This is a genomic window from Apilactobacillus xinyiensis (genome assembly GCF_019656235.1).
GTDB classification, from domain to species: Bacteria; Bacillota; Bacilli; order Lactobacillales; family Lactobacillaceae; genus Apilactobacillus; species Apilactobacillus xinyiensis.
Genome location: NZ_BPLL01000014.1, coordinates 1 through 14,536, shown reverse-complemented (window position 1 = coordinate 14,536; position 14,536 = coordinate 1). Strand labels below are relative to the sequence as shown.

General features: G+C 28.6%; 18 protein-coding genes. 10 read left to right on the top strand and 8 right to left on the bottom strand.

From position 1 onward, the window contains the following. The first annotated feature begins 82 nt into the window (after nt 1-82). Entirely contained in the window at nt 83-952 is an 870-nt protein-coding gene (locus tag K5Q11_RS04395; RefSeq protein ID WP_220751372.1) for a helix-turn-helix domain-containing protein, read from the top strand. A gap of 27 nt (nt 953-979) precedes the next feature. Here the strand turns inward: K5Q11_RS04395 and K5Q11_RS04390 are convergent, their stop codons facing one another. The 6 genes from K5Q11_RS04390 to msrC form a co-directional block, all read right to left on the bottom strand. After that, entirely contained in the window at nt 980-1,432 is a 453-nt protein-coding gene (locus K5Q11_RS04390) for a universal stress protein (protein WP_220751371.1), read from the bottom strand. Between the two features lie 60 nt (nt 1,433-1,492). After that, nucleotides 1,493-1,780 carry a hypothetical protein gene (locus K5Q11_RS04385; RefSeq protein WP_220751370.1) on the bottom strand — a complete coding sequence of 96 codons (288 nt, stop codon included), beginning with the start codon at nt 1,778-1,780 and terminating at the stop codon, nt 1,493-1,495. Between the two features lie 10 nt (nt 1,781-1,790). After that, nucleotides 1,791-3,083, bottom strand: a complete 1,293-nt coding sequence (locus tag K5Q11_RS04380; protein WP_220751415.1) for a replication-associated recombination protein A — start codon at nt 3,081-3,083, stop codon at nt 1,791-1,793. Between the two features lie 8 nt (nt 3,084-3,091). Next, nucleotides 3,092-3,562 carry a YueI family protein gene (locus tag K5Q11_RS04375; protein ID WP_220751369.1) on the bottom strand — a complete coding sequence of 157 codons (471 nt, stop codon included), beginning with the start codon at nt 3,560-3,562 and terminating at the stop codon, nt 3,092-3,094. Nucleotides 3,563-3,676: 114 nt separating this feature from the next. Continuing rightward, nucleotides 3,677-4,285: a 30S ribosomal protein S4 gene (gene rpsD, locus K5Q11_RS04370; RefSeq protein WP_054656976.1), complete on the bottom strand. Its 609-nt coding sequence runs from the start codon at nt 4,283-4,285 to the stop codon at nt 3,677-3,679. Nucleotides 4,286-4,475: 190 nt separating this feature from the next. Then, entirely contained in the window at nt 4,476-4,922 is a 447-nt protein-coding gene (gene msrC / locus K5Q11_RS04365; protein ID WP_220751368.1) for a free L-methionine (R)-S-oxide reductase MsrC, read from the bottom strand. 141 nt (nt 4,923-5,063) lie between these two features. Between msrC and K5Q11_RS04360 the strand changes: the two genes are divergently transcribed. The 4 genes from K5Q11_RS04360 to K5Q11_RS04345 all read left to right on the top strand — a co-directional run bounded on the left by K5Q11_RS04360 (nt 5,064) and on the right by K5Q11_RS04345 (nt 10,511). Further along, nucleotides 5,064-6,779, top strand: a complete 1,716-nt coding sequence (locus K5Q11_RS04360) for a septation ring formation regulator EzrA (protein ID WP_220751367.1) — start codon at nt 5,064-5,066, stop codon at nt 6,777-6,779. A gap of 77 nt (nt 6,780-6,856) precedes the next feature. After that, nucleotides 6,857-8,008: a cysteine desulfurase family protein gene (locus tag K5Q11_RS04355; RefSeq protein ID WP_220751366.1), complete on the top strand. Its 1,152-nt coding sequence runs from the start codon at nt 6,857-6,859 to the stop codon at nt 8,006-8,008. A 26-nt stretch (nt 8,009-8,034) separates the two neighbouring features. Beyond that, complete coding sequence (thiI, locus tag K5Q11_RS04350) at nt 8,035-9,252, top strand: tRNA uracil 4-sulfurtransferase ThiI (protein WP_220751365.1); 1,218 nt, start codon at nt 8,035-8,037, stop codon at nt 9,250-9,252. Nucleotides 9,253-9,380: 128 nt separating this feature from the next. Next, nucleotides 9,381-10,511: a family 20 glycosylhydrolase gene (locus K5Q11_RS04345; RefSeq protein WP_220751364.1), complete on the top strand. Its 1,131-nt coding sequence runs from the start codon at nt 9,381-9,383 to the stop codon at nt 10,509-10,511. An 18-nt stretch (nt 10,512-10,529) separates the two neighbouring features. Here the strand turns inward: K5Q11_RS04345 and K5Q11_RS04340 are convergent, their stop codons facing one another. Further along, nucleotides 10,530-11,099: a hypothetical protein gene (locus K5Q11_RS04340; protein ID WP_220751363.1), complete on the bottom strand. Its 570-nt coding sequence runs from the start codon at nt 11,097-11,099 to the stop codon at nt 10,530-10,532. A 110-nt stretch (nt 11,100-11,209) separates the two neighbouring features. Between K5Q11_RS04340 and K5Q11_RS04335 the strand changes: the two genes are divergently transcribed. The 3 genes from K5Q11_RS04335 (at nt 11,210) to K5Q11_RS04325 (ending at nt 13,136) form a co-directional block, all read left to right on the top strand. Further along, on the top strand, nt 11,210-11,452 hold the full coding sequence (locus K5Q11_RS04335) for a hypothetical protein (RefSeq protein WP_220727721.1): 243 nt from the start codon (nt 11,210-11,212) through the stop codon (nt 11,450-11,452). Between the two features lie 69 nt (nt 11,453-11,521). Next, the gene (locus K5Q11_RS04330; RefSeq protein WP_220751362.1) at nt 11,522-12,688 is read left to right on the top strand and encodes a hydroxymethylglutaryl-CoA synthase; all 1,167 of its coding nucleotides are present in this window, start codon (nt 11,522-11,524) and stop codon (nt 12,686-12,688) included. 7 nt (nt 12,689-12,695) lie between these two features. Next, on the top strand, nt 12,696-13,136 hold the full coding sequence (locus K5Q11_RS04325) for a nucleoside 2-deoxyribosyltransferase (RefSeq protein WP_220727723.1): 441 nt from the start codon (nt 12,696-12,698) through the stop codon (nt 13,134-13,136). On the opposite strand, the gene lexA is transcribed toward K5Q11_RS04325, so the two are convergent. Further along, a complete protein-coding gene (gene lexA, locus K5Q11_RS04320) occupies nt 13,133-13,762 on the bottom strand; it encodes a transcriptional repressor LexA (RefSeq protein WP_220751414.1) in 630 nt (209 codons plus the stop codon). The genes K5Q11_RS04325 and lexA overlap by 4 nt on opposite strands. Nucleotides 13,763-13,882: 120 nt before the next feature. On the opposite strand from lexA, the gene K5Q11_RS04315 reads away from it, so the two are divergent. Further along, complete coding sequence (locus K5Q11_RS04315) at nt 13,883-14,137, top strand: DUF896 domain-containing protein (RefSeq protein ID WP_054656958.1); 255 nt, start codon at nt 13,883-13,885, stop codon at nt 14,135-14,137. A gap of 92 nt (nt 14,138-14,229) precedes the next feature. Continuing rightward, nucleotides 14,230-14,448 carry a YneF family protein gene (locus K5Q11_RS04310; RefSeq protein ID WP_220727724.1) on the top strand — a complete coding sequence of 73 codons (219 nt, stop codon included), beginning with the start codon at nt 14,230-14,232 and terminating at the stop codon, nt 14,446-14,448. The last annotated feature ends 88 nt before the right edge of the window (nt 14,449-14,536 follow it).

Below are 14,536 nucleotides of genomic sequence, written 5' to 3'. Positions count from 1 at the left end.
TATTGAAAATAATCATTAATTATAATATAATATTTATTTATGCCATATCAAAAAAATTATAAACACAAAAGGGGCTTAAAATTTGAATATAAAAGGCGATGTCATAAGAAATTGTAGGTTAGCTAAAGGATTAACACAAACTGATATATCTAAGGGGATTTGTACACAAGCTAACATTAGTAATATTGAACACAATGGCACTTGCCCAAGTATTACCACTATAAGTTCTATATGTAATAGATTAGAAATTCCCATTGATAAGGTTATTATAGATATAAATAGTACATTTAATCATTCAGAAGATATTGATAATTACATATTTAACAACGAGTTAATAAAAGCTGATGAATACATGGATCAAGTCAATTATGATTTAATAGAGACAAAAAATAGTCGAATTAAGTACTGTTATTGTCAAGGTTACTTAAATTTTCATTTGCACAAAAATTCAAACAAAGCTATGTTTTTTTATAATCAAGTAAATTTACTTTGTAAAAACATGTTAAATAACATTTATAGTGTTGGAGCTTCCATTGGCATGCTAGAAATATATTTATATGAAAATAATTTTAGTATTAGACATCTTATAATGCAGATAAACATATTAGGTAAGGAATTATCAAATATCAGTTTTAAAGAAAGTAACGGTCAATTTTTAATAATTCTATATTTAAAAGTAATTAAAATATATCAATTTTTAAACTTACATGAAGAAGCTTTGAAATTTTATGAATCTATTATTTGTAACTTAAAAAATAATTTTTTAGCTTTTAAACTATGTGAACTGAAAAATTTAAAGGCTCTTAGTTTATTTAAGATTGGTAAAACTAATGATGCTTTGAAACATTTGAACTTTGCCATACATATGGGAGAATTTTATAGTAATATCGAATCTATAAATGAATCTCAAAGATTATATGTACTTTTTAAAAAAGACGCAGTGAAGGAATAAATCCATCATGCGTCTTTTTTATTATAATTATTTGTTTTCTAAGTTGGTTTTTACGATTAGAACATCACATTTAGCAACTCTAGTTACAAATGAAGTTACTGAACCAATAAGAAATCTTTCAACTGAATTTAAACCAGTGGCCCCCATCATTACTAAATCAATGTTCAATTTATTTACAACATCCTTAGCAATTACTACTTTAGGTGATCCATATTCAATTGAGTAGTCGGTGTCACTTAATCCAAAGTCTTTTGCTTTTTTTAAATATTTTTCTAATGTTTTCTTAGAACTGTCGGTAAGTTCCTCAATCATTTTTGCGTCAAAACTAGATAAGTTTTGAAATGCTCTTTCATCTACTACATGTACTAAATGTAGATTAGCTTTATTTCTTTTGGCAACTTCTAATGCTTTATTAAAAGCTAGTTCTGCATTCTTTGAACCATCAATTGGTACTAAAATATTATTGTAATCTTGCAACATAACAATCACCTCACAACCTATATTTTACTTTATTTTTTATAAATGTATAAATATAAGCACTTATTTTAAGAAAAATTTTGAGAGAGTGAGTTGCATTGCCATTACAATCATACAACTAACAAAAATAACTATCATCATAAAAATCATGTTTGCAATAATAATTGAAATAACAGAAATTATAAATAGTATTATGAAAGTAATTCCAAAGTTTTTAATTATTTTACTTAGCAAAGGGTCATTTTCAGGATGAAATGACATAAAAGGTTTGTTTTGATGTTTAAATAAAAAGCTACCTACAATTAATTGTAAGACAGCGAATATTATCATTAATATAATGATTGCAGTCATGGATATTACCTCATTGTTTTTTATTGTTTTTTGTTTTCTGAGCTGTTAATAATTTTTGGTATTGTTTACTAAAAGCAGTTTCAAATTTCCCGTTTTGTTTGGGTTTATAATATTGATCATTTTTTATTTTATCGGGTAGATATTGTTGTTTTACCCAATCGTTAGGGTAGTCATGTGGATATTTGTAATTTTTACCAATACCCATTTTTTTTGCATCATAATAATGATTATCTTTTAAATAATTAGGTATTTCTCCATAATTATTTTCTTTAACACGATTAATTGCCTCGTCAATAGCTGCTATGCCGGAATTAGATTTAGGTGATAAGCACATTTCAATTATAGTATCAGAGATTGGAATTCTTCCTTCAGGTAGTCCTAGTTTATTTGCAGCGTCTATTGCTTGAATGGTTCGACTACAAAGATTTGGATTAGCTAATCCAATATCTTCATAAGCAATAACCATTAACCTTCTAGAAAGTGATTGAATATCTCCTGAATATATTAACCTAGCTGCGTAGTGTAAAGCAGCATTAACATCTGATCCACGAATTGATTTTTGTAAAGCAGAAATGACATTATAATGACTATCTCCATTTTTATCTCCGGAGATAGGTTTCTTTTGTAGACAATCTTCAACGTCTGACAATTTGATTTCTATGGTTTCATTTTTTTCATTTTTTCCAGACATTACAGCTAGTTCTAAATTGTTTAGTGCATTTCTTAAGTCTCCATTTGTACTTGCTGATAAGAAATTTAGTGCATCATCTGAAACGTTAATTTTGTATTTTCCTAGACCATTAGTTTTATCTTTGATAGCTCTATTCAAGCTTTCTTTAATATCATTATTAGATAGGGGGAAGACTTCAAAAATACTAGCTCGACTACGTATAGCCGGATTAATGCTAATATAAGGATTCTCAGTTGTAGCGCCAATTAAGACTATTTTTCCACTTTCCATTAGTGGTAATAAAAAATCTTGCTTAGTTTTATCTAAACGATGAATTTCATCTAACAATAAAATTACCGTTCCACTCATTTTAGCTTCTTCAGCTACGGATTGTAAATCCTTTTTGCTATCCGTAGCCGCGTTTAAAATTCTAAATGCATATTGAGTAGTTCCAGCAATTGCACTGGCAATACTAGTTTTGCCAGTGCCAGGAGGCCCGTATAAAATCATTGAAGATAAAACTTTTGCTTTGACCATGCGATTAATTACTTTATTTGGACCTACTAGATGTTTTTGACCTACAATTTCTTGAATATTTGTAGGTCGCATACGGTATGCTAGAGGTTTCAAAATACAACCTCCTATTTAAAAAACTTCAATATTTTATTAAAAAAGCTATTATTTTTTGGATTTTCTTTGTTTTTAGTATTTATATCTTGTTTAGGATATTTTTCTTTATAGTTTATTGGATTGACATTAATAGCTGACTTCGCAGCATAAATAGCTCCGTAGTCATCATTTTCGTTTTTATAAAATGAATCATTTTTGATGGTAAATTTAATATTATTTTGTGATGCATTTTTAATAAAAGGGGACAATAGACTGTGATCAACATTGCCATTTAATATCAATTGATAATCACTATTATCATTAAATTCTTTTAATAAGCATTCGATTGCGTAATTATCTGATAAATCTTTGATCTGTATTCCTAGTGAGACACGTTCTCTGAAAGTTCCTAAATATTTTCTTTGTTCATCCGGATTTATTTTAGGAGTTGTTCCACTAACTGATTGATCAAATCGATTTTGAACGTTATCATTATTACTCATTTTAAAATCTCCTATAAAAAAGTTATTTTAATAACTATTATACTAACAATTAATAATATAATAAAAAAGCGTTTTGCATATGCAAAACGCTTTTGTAAATAAATTATAATTAAATTATAGTTTGTTGTAGTATTCAACGATAAGAGAAGCATCAATATCAGCATTCATTTCATCACGTTGAGGTAATCTAGTTAGAGAACCTTCTAACTTGTCAGCATCAAATTCAACGTATTGAGGACGTCCAACAACGGCTTCAACAGCATTTTTGATGATTTGTAAGTCTTTTGATTTTTCACGAACACTAACAACTTGTCCTACTTTAACTTCGTATGAAGGAATATCTACACGTTTACCATCAACAGTAATGTGACCATGGTTAACTAATTGACGAGCTTGACGACGAGTAGTAGCCAAACCTAAACGGTAAACAACGTTATCTAAACGACGTTCTAGTAAAATCATGAAGTTATCACCGTGACGACCTTCTCTAATTTTACCTGCACGAACGAATAATGATGAGAATTGACGTTCAGTCATTCCGTACATGAAACGTAATTTTTGTTTTTCCTTTAATTGAAGACCGTATTCTGAAAGTTTTTGACGACGGCCTTGACCGTGATCTCCTGGTGCGTAAGGACGACGAGCTAATTCTTTACCAGTACCTGATAAAGAAATACCAAGACGACGTGAAATTCTCCAACTTGGACCTGTATATCTAGACATAAAAAGTTCCTCCAATAATTTTTTTGGAGTAAAATAATCTTTTGTGTATTTAGTATTCGTGCATATTGTTTTGCAACTTTCACCCCAGCAGCCGTAGGGTTACTTATAGAACCATTAATGGCATCAATATGTTGACGAGCTTACCATACACTGCTGCATTATTTTACACGTTGAATATTCTACTTAATTATTAATTCTTTGTCAATGTTTTAATAAATGTATTTGCTAGTTCCTCAATTATTAATTGATCTTGTGTGGAAAATCTATTCTCTATCGGAGAATCAATATCTAAAACACCAAATTCTCCTAATGGAATTACTATTTCTGACATACTTTCAGCATCGCATGCTATATGTCCAGGAAACTTATGCACATTATTAATCCTTTGAGTTTTTTGCTTTCTAAACGCTGTCCCACAAACTCCTTGTCCATTTTTTATGTGTACGCAAGCAATTTTACCTTGAAATGGTCCTAAAACTAATTCATCGTTTTCTTTTTCATATCGGTAAAATCCAGCCCAATTTATATTTTCAATAAATTGCATTAAAAAAGCTGATGTATTAGCCATGTTAGCTAAATTATCTGGTTCATTTTTAATTAAAGCACTTAGTTGCTCATTTAAAATGTTCTTATGCATTAGAATACTCCTTTTTAATATTATTGGACTATATATTTAATGTGATATAATATATATTTAACGATTTTATTATTTACTTTATATAAAATCAATTTTTACATATTTTATTAAGATTAATTTTACGAGGAGACGGACAACACAATGCCTAACCAGATATTACTTTTAACTTTAATAACAATAATAATATTTGTTGTTTTAGGACTTATTGTTTATATTATTAGATATAATTTACAAAAAAATATAAAAAAAACAGAAAAAAAGTTAAAAAATGCTACAGATAATTCTCTTATGGAAGACTTTAAAAAAATTAAAAAATTAAATCTTAATGGGGAATCTCTAAAACAATTAAAAAAACATTTAAAAGAATATAGTGAGATTTATGATGTTGAAGTTTTAAATGCAAGGGAGTCTCTGTCTAAAGCTGAATTATTTGCACATAATTATAAATTATTAACTGCAAATAATTTACAAAAACGTAATCTTGCTAAGATTGACTCTATTAATAGTCGCTTAAAGTTACTAAAAATAAAACTAAATGATTTTGAAAAATTGAATGATAAACATTCTAAAGATTTAAAAGAATTTAACAAGTATTTTAAACAATATAATAAAAAGATATTGAACGAAAATTACTTGTATGGTAATAGTGCTGGAAAAATTGAAGATGATTTAAGTAATTTAAGCAAAAAAATTAATGAATTTTCAAAATTAGTTCTCAGTGGAGACCATTCTTCTGCTGAAAAAATGGTTACTCCATTAAAAAATCATTTAAAAAAAATTGAATATTTGATGGAAAATATTCCTAAACTGTATAAAAGTCTGAATAAGGTCTTTCCTAAGCAGTTAAGTGAGATTAAAGATGTTCATAAAAGAATGGTTAAAGAATGTTATCGATTTTCAGACGATAAATTTGAAGTTTTGCTTGACAAATTAGAATCTGAAGTCAATGAATCTTTAGCTGCATTAAAAGATTTAAAAATTGGAGACGTGGTTTCTTATAATAATTCTATTTCTGATTGTATTGATTCTATGTATGAAGAAATGGAAAAAGAAATTTTAGCTAAAAAGAAAGTTATGAAAAATATTAAAGTAGTTCATGATTTTATTGTTCATGCACGAAAACAAAACAATTCTTTGATGTTAGAACTTGAGCAATTAAGCAAAAACTATACACTAAATCATGATGAAATCAAAAATACTAAATCCTTTGGTAATACGCTTAATAAAATTTATGACACTTACAAAAATGATTATCAACTTTTAAAATCTGGTGAAGCTGTATATTCTGAAATTTTAAGTAATCAGCAAAAAGCAAAAGCTGATTTAAGTAAGATTGAAAAAAATCAGAGAGATATAAATGCTTCAGTATCAGATTTGAATGATGAAGAAAAAAAGGCTCGTGAATCTATTCAACAATTTGAATTAAATTTATTAAAAATGCAAAGAGAAATTGATAAATTAAATTTACCTGGAGTAAAGAGTAGCTATTTAGAAAAATATGATACTTTGAGAAAAAGAGTTAAAAGTTTGTCTAAGGATATAAATCAAGATAGAATCAGCATGGATTTTATAAATAAAAAAGTTTCATTAATTTATGATGATATGCAGAAATTGTTGAAAGAAACTCATTTTATTGCTGATAATGTCATTTTATCAGAAAGATTGATGCAGTATTCTAATCATTATAAAAACAATAATGACAATATCTCAGTTGCACTTGAACAATCTAAAAAATATTTTTATGAAAATTATGAATATGATAAAAGCTTACAAATTATTTCAACTGCTTTAGAGAAAGTTGAACCCGGAATATTACAAAGAATTCAATCTGAATATGATAAGGAGAAAAATAACTAAAAATTTTAGTTATTTTTTATTTGATTTTACTTTGTGTAGATATATAATAATTTCATTGATTAGGAGATCAATACTAAATGATTTATTTCGATAATAGTGCAACAACAAAAATAAATGCTAAATCTTTAGATACGTATGTAAAAGTATCAGAAAAAATATGGGGTAATCCTTCTAGCTTACATTCATTTGGTGAGCAATCTTTTCATTTACTACAACAATCTAGACAACAGATTGCTAATCTGTTAGATGTTAAGATGAATGAAATATATTTCACCAGTGGTGGAACTGAAGGTGATAATTGGATTATTAAAGGAACTGCTTTAGCTAAACAAGAGTATGGTAAACATATAATAACAACTTCAATAGAGCATCCGGCAGTTATTAATGCTTGCCAACAATTAGAACGACAGGGATTTGAGGTTACCTATTTACCTGTTGATGAAAATGGAAGAATTTCAATTTCTGCTCTTAAGGAAGCTATACGTAAAGATACAATTTTGGTATCAGTCATGTTGGTTAATAATGAAATAGGTTCTATTCAACCAACTAACGAAGTTGCAGAGTATTTAAAAAAATTTCCTAGTATTCACTTTCATGTTGATGCAGTTCAAGGAATCGGAAAGGGCTTGAAATTTATTCTTAAAAATAATAGAATTGATTTCTTAACTTTTTCAGGTCACAAGTTCCATGCTCCACGAGGAATTGGTTTTATTTATAAAAAATTTGGTCGTCACATTATGCCTCTAATGGATGGTGGTGGACAGGAAAGCAATCTACGTAGTGGAACTGAAAACCTTCCAGCTATAGCAGCTATGGCCAAATCTTTAAGGTTATTATTAGAAAATGAAGCTGAGAGTGTTAATAAACAACGTTCAATAAAAGAAAAAATATATAATCATTTATCTCAATTTGAAAATGTCACTATTTTTTCTAAATTGAACTATGAGTTATTTGCACCTCATATTCTTTGCTTTGCAATTTCAGGAGTGCGAGGCGAAACAATCGTTCACGCTTTTGAAAGCAATGATATTTATATTTCAACTACCAGTGCTTGTTCATCAAAGAAAAATGAAACTTCTGGTACACTAAGTGCTATGCAAGTTCCACAATCTATAGCTGATAGTGCTGTAAGAATTTCTCTAGATGAAAATAATACACTTGAAGAAGCTAAAATGTTTAATCGAGTTTTTGATTCCTTATATAAAAAGTTTAGTAAAATTAATGGTTAATTTTAAGTTCTAGAAAGGACAGATTAATGAAGTATTCTGAAATAATGGTTCGTTATGGTGAATTATCTACAAAGGGTAAAAACCGTAAAGACTTTATTCAACAGTTAGGAAATAATGTTCGACATGCTTTGAAAGATTTTCCTAGTTTAAATATACTAGCACAACATGATCGTCTACATGTTAAGCTCAATGATGAAGATTCAGATAAAGTTATTGATCGCTTAAAAGGCGTTTTTGGTATCGAAAATTTTTCTCCAGCAATTCGAATTGAAAAAGATATTGAAAAAGCAAAAGAAATTGCTACGTCAATGATAAAGGAGCAATTTAAACCAGGTATGACGTTTAAAATAAAAACTAGACGTCAAGATAAAAATTTTCCTATGCATACTAGAGAAATAAACGATGCATTAGGAGGATATGTACTTAACAATGTTGATGGAATCCAAGTTAAAATGAAGAATCCAGATATAGTTCTGGAAGCTGATGTAAGAATGAACGGTATTTTCTTATCTAGTTCTACGATTGCTGGAGCTGGTGGTTTACCGGTTGGAACCGGTGGTAAAGCTACTATGATGCTATCTGGTGGGATAGATTCACCAGTTGCAGCATACTTAGGTATGAAAAGAGGAGTAAAAATTGATATGATTCATTTTTATAGTCCTCCATATACTAGTCCACAAGCATTAGCAAAGACAAAGGAACTAGCCGCTAAAATTGCTAAATTTTCTGGTAATATTCAATTTATTGAGGTTCCTTTCACTGAGATTCAAGAAGAAATTAAGGCTAAAGTACCTGAAGGATACTTAATGACTATTCAGCGTCGTATGATGCTTAAAATAGCTGATGCTATTACTAAAAAACGTAATTGCAAGGGGATTTTTACTGGCGAATCACTAGGTCAAGTTGCTTCTCAAACTTTGGAAAGTATGATGGCAATTAATGATGTTACTAATTTACCAGTACTAAGACCGTTAGTTTCTATGGATAAAACGGAGATAATTAAAATAGCGGAAAAAATTGACACTTATGAATTATCCATTTTACCATTTGAAGATTGTTGTACTATTTTTACACCGCCTGCACCTAAAACTAAGCCAGATACCTTGAAAGCTCGAATGTTTGAAGGAAATATTGATGTAGATGATTTAGTAGAAAAAGCAGTTACTAATATTAAGGTTACTAATATTGGTCCAGGCGATGAGTTTTTGAATAGTCAAGAAGATGTTTTTGCTGAATTACTATAATTAATTACATTATTGTTAAAAAAGTCTAAAACTTTTTATAGGTTTTAGACTTTTTTAATATAATATATATTTACTATTTTTTATACTTATGATGATATAATTATCATTATTGAGAGAAGGTTCAAATTATGAAATTAAAGATATTTATATTGTTTTTTATATTAATTATCATTTCATTTATTAAAACATTAAGCCCTAACTTTAATATATATGGTGATAATTCTGATAAGATGTATGGAGTTAATTTAGACTGTGCTAGGGTATATCATTCTCCAGACTATATCAAAAAATATATTAATGATATTCATAATTGTGGTGGAAACTATATTTTATTACATTTGAATGATAATGAACGTTTTGGTGTTGAAAGCGAAACATTAGGTCAAACTGTTGATAATGCTAGAAAAGTTAATGATATTTATTATAATTCTAAAACTAATTTAGCATTTTTATCCAAAAATCAACTATTAGATATTATAAATTATGGATATAATCATAGAGTACAAGTTATTCCGGAAATTGATGTTCCAGGACATGCACAGTCTATTTTCAAATTGCTATCATATACAAAAAATGGTAAAGAACTAGTTGATAAAGTTAAAAATTCTGATGGTTACAATGAAATGTACTATCAAAAAGAAGAAACGGTGGATTTTTCTAAAAAATTAATTCACGAGTACCTCGGTATGTTACCTAAAAATGCATATTTTTCCATTGGTGGAGACGAAATATCTGTTGACAATCATGAAAATGAGAAAGACGTAGTTAAGTATATAAATAAGATGGATGATTATCTTAATTACTATGGATTACACATGATGATGTGGAATGATAGTTTTCATAAATCTGTAATCAATAAATATAATAAAAACATCTTAATTAATTATTGGAGCCTTAGTGGCGAAATTAGTGATAAAGATGAGTACAACAACAATATACGGTTGCGTGCTACGATGCCAGAATTAAATCATGCGGGTTTTAAAACAATTAATTGTAATAATTACTATACTTATATTATCTTAGACAAAAGTTCTTTTACTAAGAATTCTTTTAACACTTGGGAAAAAGAATTACAACGTTGGAACCCAGAAATTTGGAACGATGAACACAATAAAGAACTTGATAAAAGTAAAAATAATATTGGATCCGCAATATCAGTTTGGGGAGAAACTAATGGTCAATACAATGATATTAAAACTTATGAATCTTTTTCGCCATTCGTAAAAATATTTTTAAATAAATTTAAAAAAGCTAGTTAATTATTATTAACTAGCTTTTTATTTATTATTTTTTAAATTTTCTTTTATTTTATCTGATACATTAAATTTAATGTGACCATTTTGTGATAAAAAGAATACTTTGTTTTGTTCGTTGTTGTAAACTATAGCAACATTAGCATAAAGCTCCCCATAGTTATTGCTAATCCATTTTGTAAATTCATTTAACTTTTTAGTAAGTTTCTCCCATTTCTTTGTGCGACCATTGTTTAATTCCTCTATCAAGTAATTATTTTTAGGTATATCAATTATCAAATAATCAGATTTATTGAATGTTATCTTATATTTTTCTTTATTTAAAATTTTATTGTTAATATAATTTGTTAACTCTCTATGTCTTTGCTTCTTAGGTACTTTTTCAAAAACGTTTTTATGAATAAGATTAGGGGCTTTAATCTTTTTGTTTCTCACTATAACATTATTTAATCTTTGCGTTTCCACCTTTTTATAGACATATGATGACAAAATAGCAGCGCATATTATAAAAATATATATCCACCATTTAGTATACCAATGATTTTTAAACTTTTTTTCAAGTTTATCTTGATTTTTTCTATTACCTTTTTGCAACCAAAATACTCCTTCCTATATAAACATTATAACATTTAATTATGTTATAATTAATTTAAAAAGTATGCTATGTTATTCATAGTATTACATATTTTCATAAGGAGTGTACAATGTTAACCTTAAATATAAATCCAAACTTAGGTAATCAAGAAGTACAATTGTCAGACAAGAGTACTGGACAACTTTCTGGAGTTCGCATTTCGGGAGGATTTGTGGGTAATGCTGTAATTCAATGGACCTTTATTTCTACTGGTCATAAGCATGAAGGATTTGTTTATGCCGGTGATTTACAAGAAGGTCAAGTAATTACCTCTTTAAATAATGTTGACGAATATAAGATTCATTTTATTTAATCATTTTACTAATATGCACACCAATTAATGGTGTGCTTTTATATTATAAAAAAAGTAGGAGGATATTTAATGTCAGTTGGAATTGATAAAATAAACTTTTTCACACCTAATATGTATGTAGCAATGAATGATTTAGCTTTGGCTAGACATGAAGATCCTAATAAATATTTAATTGGTATAGGACAAAAAGAACAATCAGTAATACCAGTAACTCAAGATGCAGTCACTATGGCTGCTAACGCTGCTTATCCCATTGCTTTAGATGACAAAGATAACATTGATCTAATTATTTTTGGTACAGAATCTGGTGTTGATAATTCAAAATCTGCTGCAATTTATTTGCAAAATTTATTAAAGCTTAATTCAAATGCTAGAGCTTTTGAAATCAAGCAAGCCTGTTATGGAGCTACAGCAGGAATTCAAATGGCTAGAGAATACGTTACGTTGCATCCAGATAAAAAGGCTTTGGTAGTGGGGTCAGATGTTGCTAGATATGGTTTGAACACTCCTGGTGAGGTAACTCAAGGTGGTGGAGCTGTTGCCATGATAATTAGTTCCCATCCAAAATTATTGGCATTTGAAGGAGATAGTTCATTTCATTCAGAAGATATTATGGATTTCTGGCGTCCTTTAAATAAGACTGAAGCTTTAGTTGATGGACATTACTCTAACAATATATATGTTGATTTTTTTCAAAAAACTTGGCAAAATTACAAGCTTAAGAATAATGCTACAATTAGTGACTTTAAAGCTTTCGTATTTCATTTACCATATGTAAAAATGGGGATTAAAGGCTTACGTTCCATTCTTCAAGAAGCCGACGATAAATTACAGACTAATTTAAAATCTGAATTTGATTTTAGCAAAATTTATAATGAACAAGTAGGAAATTTATATACAGGTTCTTTATATTTAAGTTTATTATCATTGCTTAACAATTCTACCAAACTTAATTTAGGTGATAGAATTGGTTTGTTTAGTTACGGTTCGGGTGCGCAAGGTGAATTTTTTGCAATGACTTTGCAACCAAACTTTAGTAAATATAATAACAGTGACTTACTTAACTCAATGTTGAAAAACCGCAAGCAAATTAGTATCAGTCAATATGAAAGCATTTTTAATAGTTGGACTAATTCCATTAATGACAATGTTCAATTTGATGTTTCAAGTGATCATGCTAGATTTGTATTGTCTGAAATTAAAAATAACCAACGAATTTATTTAGAAAGAGGTTAAATCAATTATGAAAAGAATATACTTAGCAGGCCCATTTTTTGATGACGAACAAGTTGAACGGATTGAAAAGTTAGAAAAAATTTTAACTAATAATAATACAGTAGAGAGCTTTTTTAGTCCTAGAACTACGAATCTTCCAGGTGAAGAACCGGGAACTCCTGAGTGGGCCAATAAAATATATCATGATGATGTAAACGAAATTTTAAAGGCTGATTTAGTTTTAGCTGTAATTGATTTTACTGGAGATAATGTCGATAGTGGAACTGCCTTTGAAATTGGTTATGCAGTTGCTAACCATAAACCAGTAATTGTTTTTCACGAAAAAACAGGCATTGTCAATCTCATGATTTCGGAAAGCATCCGTAGTTATCTCACTACTTTTGAAGATGTTAAGAAATATGATTTTGATAAAATGCCTGTTAAAAAATATAATGGACCGGTTATTTAATTAATGTGTGAACGATAAAGACCTACTACTATGCCTAAAATAGTAACATTTTTTAAAATGATGGGAGCCATTTCATCGTTTTCAGGTTGTAATCGATAGTGATCACTTTCTTTAAAAAAACGTTTGCAAGTGGCTTCGTTGTTATCATTCATTGCGATAACAATATCACCATTTTCAGCAGTTGATTGTCGTCTAACGATGACTTGATCACCATCTAAGATACCAATTTTCATCATACTATCACCTTTGACATTTAACATAAAAAGTTGGTCACTAGCTTGATGAAAATTGTTAGGTAGTGGGAAATAATCGTTAGTTTCTTGAATAGCTAAAATGGGATTACCTGCGGCCACAGTTCCAACGATTGGAATTTTGTTAACATTGCGATTTACCCCTAAGATTTCAATACCTTTAGGAGTAATTTCAATCGCACGAGGTTTAGTTGAGTTCCGTTTAATTAATTCCTTTTTTTCCAATCGAGTTAAATGACCATGAACCGTCGATGTTGATGATAAAGCTACAGCATCACCAATTTCTCTTACAGTTGGTGGGTAGCCTTGTTCGTTGATTTTTTTCCAAATAAACATTAAAATATCAAATTGTTTAGAATTTTTTGTATTATCTATTTTCAAAACTATATCACCTCGTTATACTAATAATATTATCAACAATGTTAGCATAGGCTGATGGGACATTCAAACTAATGTTCCCCTGAGAATCTTAAATAATAATTAAGGAGATATAAAATGGCAGAAGATAAAGTTTTAAAAGAATTAATTCCTAGAATAAATGAGTTAGCTCATAAAGCTAAAACTGATGAAGGGTTAACTGTATCAGAACAAGAAGAACAAAAAAAATTACGTAAAAAATATGTAAAAAGATTTAAGGAAAATTTCCGTAGTCAAATTGAAATGACTAGGATATTTAATAAAGAAGGTAAAGAAGTAACCCCTGAAAAAGTTCGAGAAGTTCAACGTAAAAAGAATCTTCGAGATGACTAAGGTGTATTTTTACTAATCCCATCTTTAAATATTTAGTAGTTTTGTGTAAAATTAGTTTATAAAAGAAGTTTAACGGAGAGGAAGTGTAAATAGTGAGCACTGGAATCTGGATTATGCTAATAGTTATTGCTTTATTAGTTGGAGTTGTTGGTGGATTCTTCATGGCGCGTAAATACATGGAAAAATACTTACGTGATAATCCACCTATTAATGAAGACCAATTAAGAGCAATGATGCTACAAATGGGTCAAAAACCTTCTGCTAAGAAATTACATCAAATGATGAATAGCATGAAGGCACATGCAAAATAAAAAGAAGTGTGAATAATGAAGTGCCTTAAAAAAGTTAGACAATTATTACTAAATTAAATATTTAATTTCATGGAATGATTTCGATATT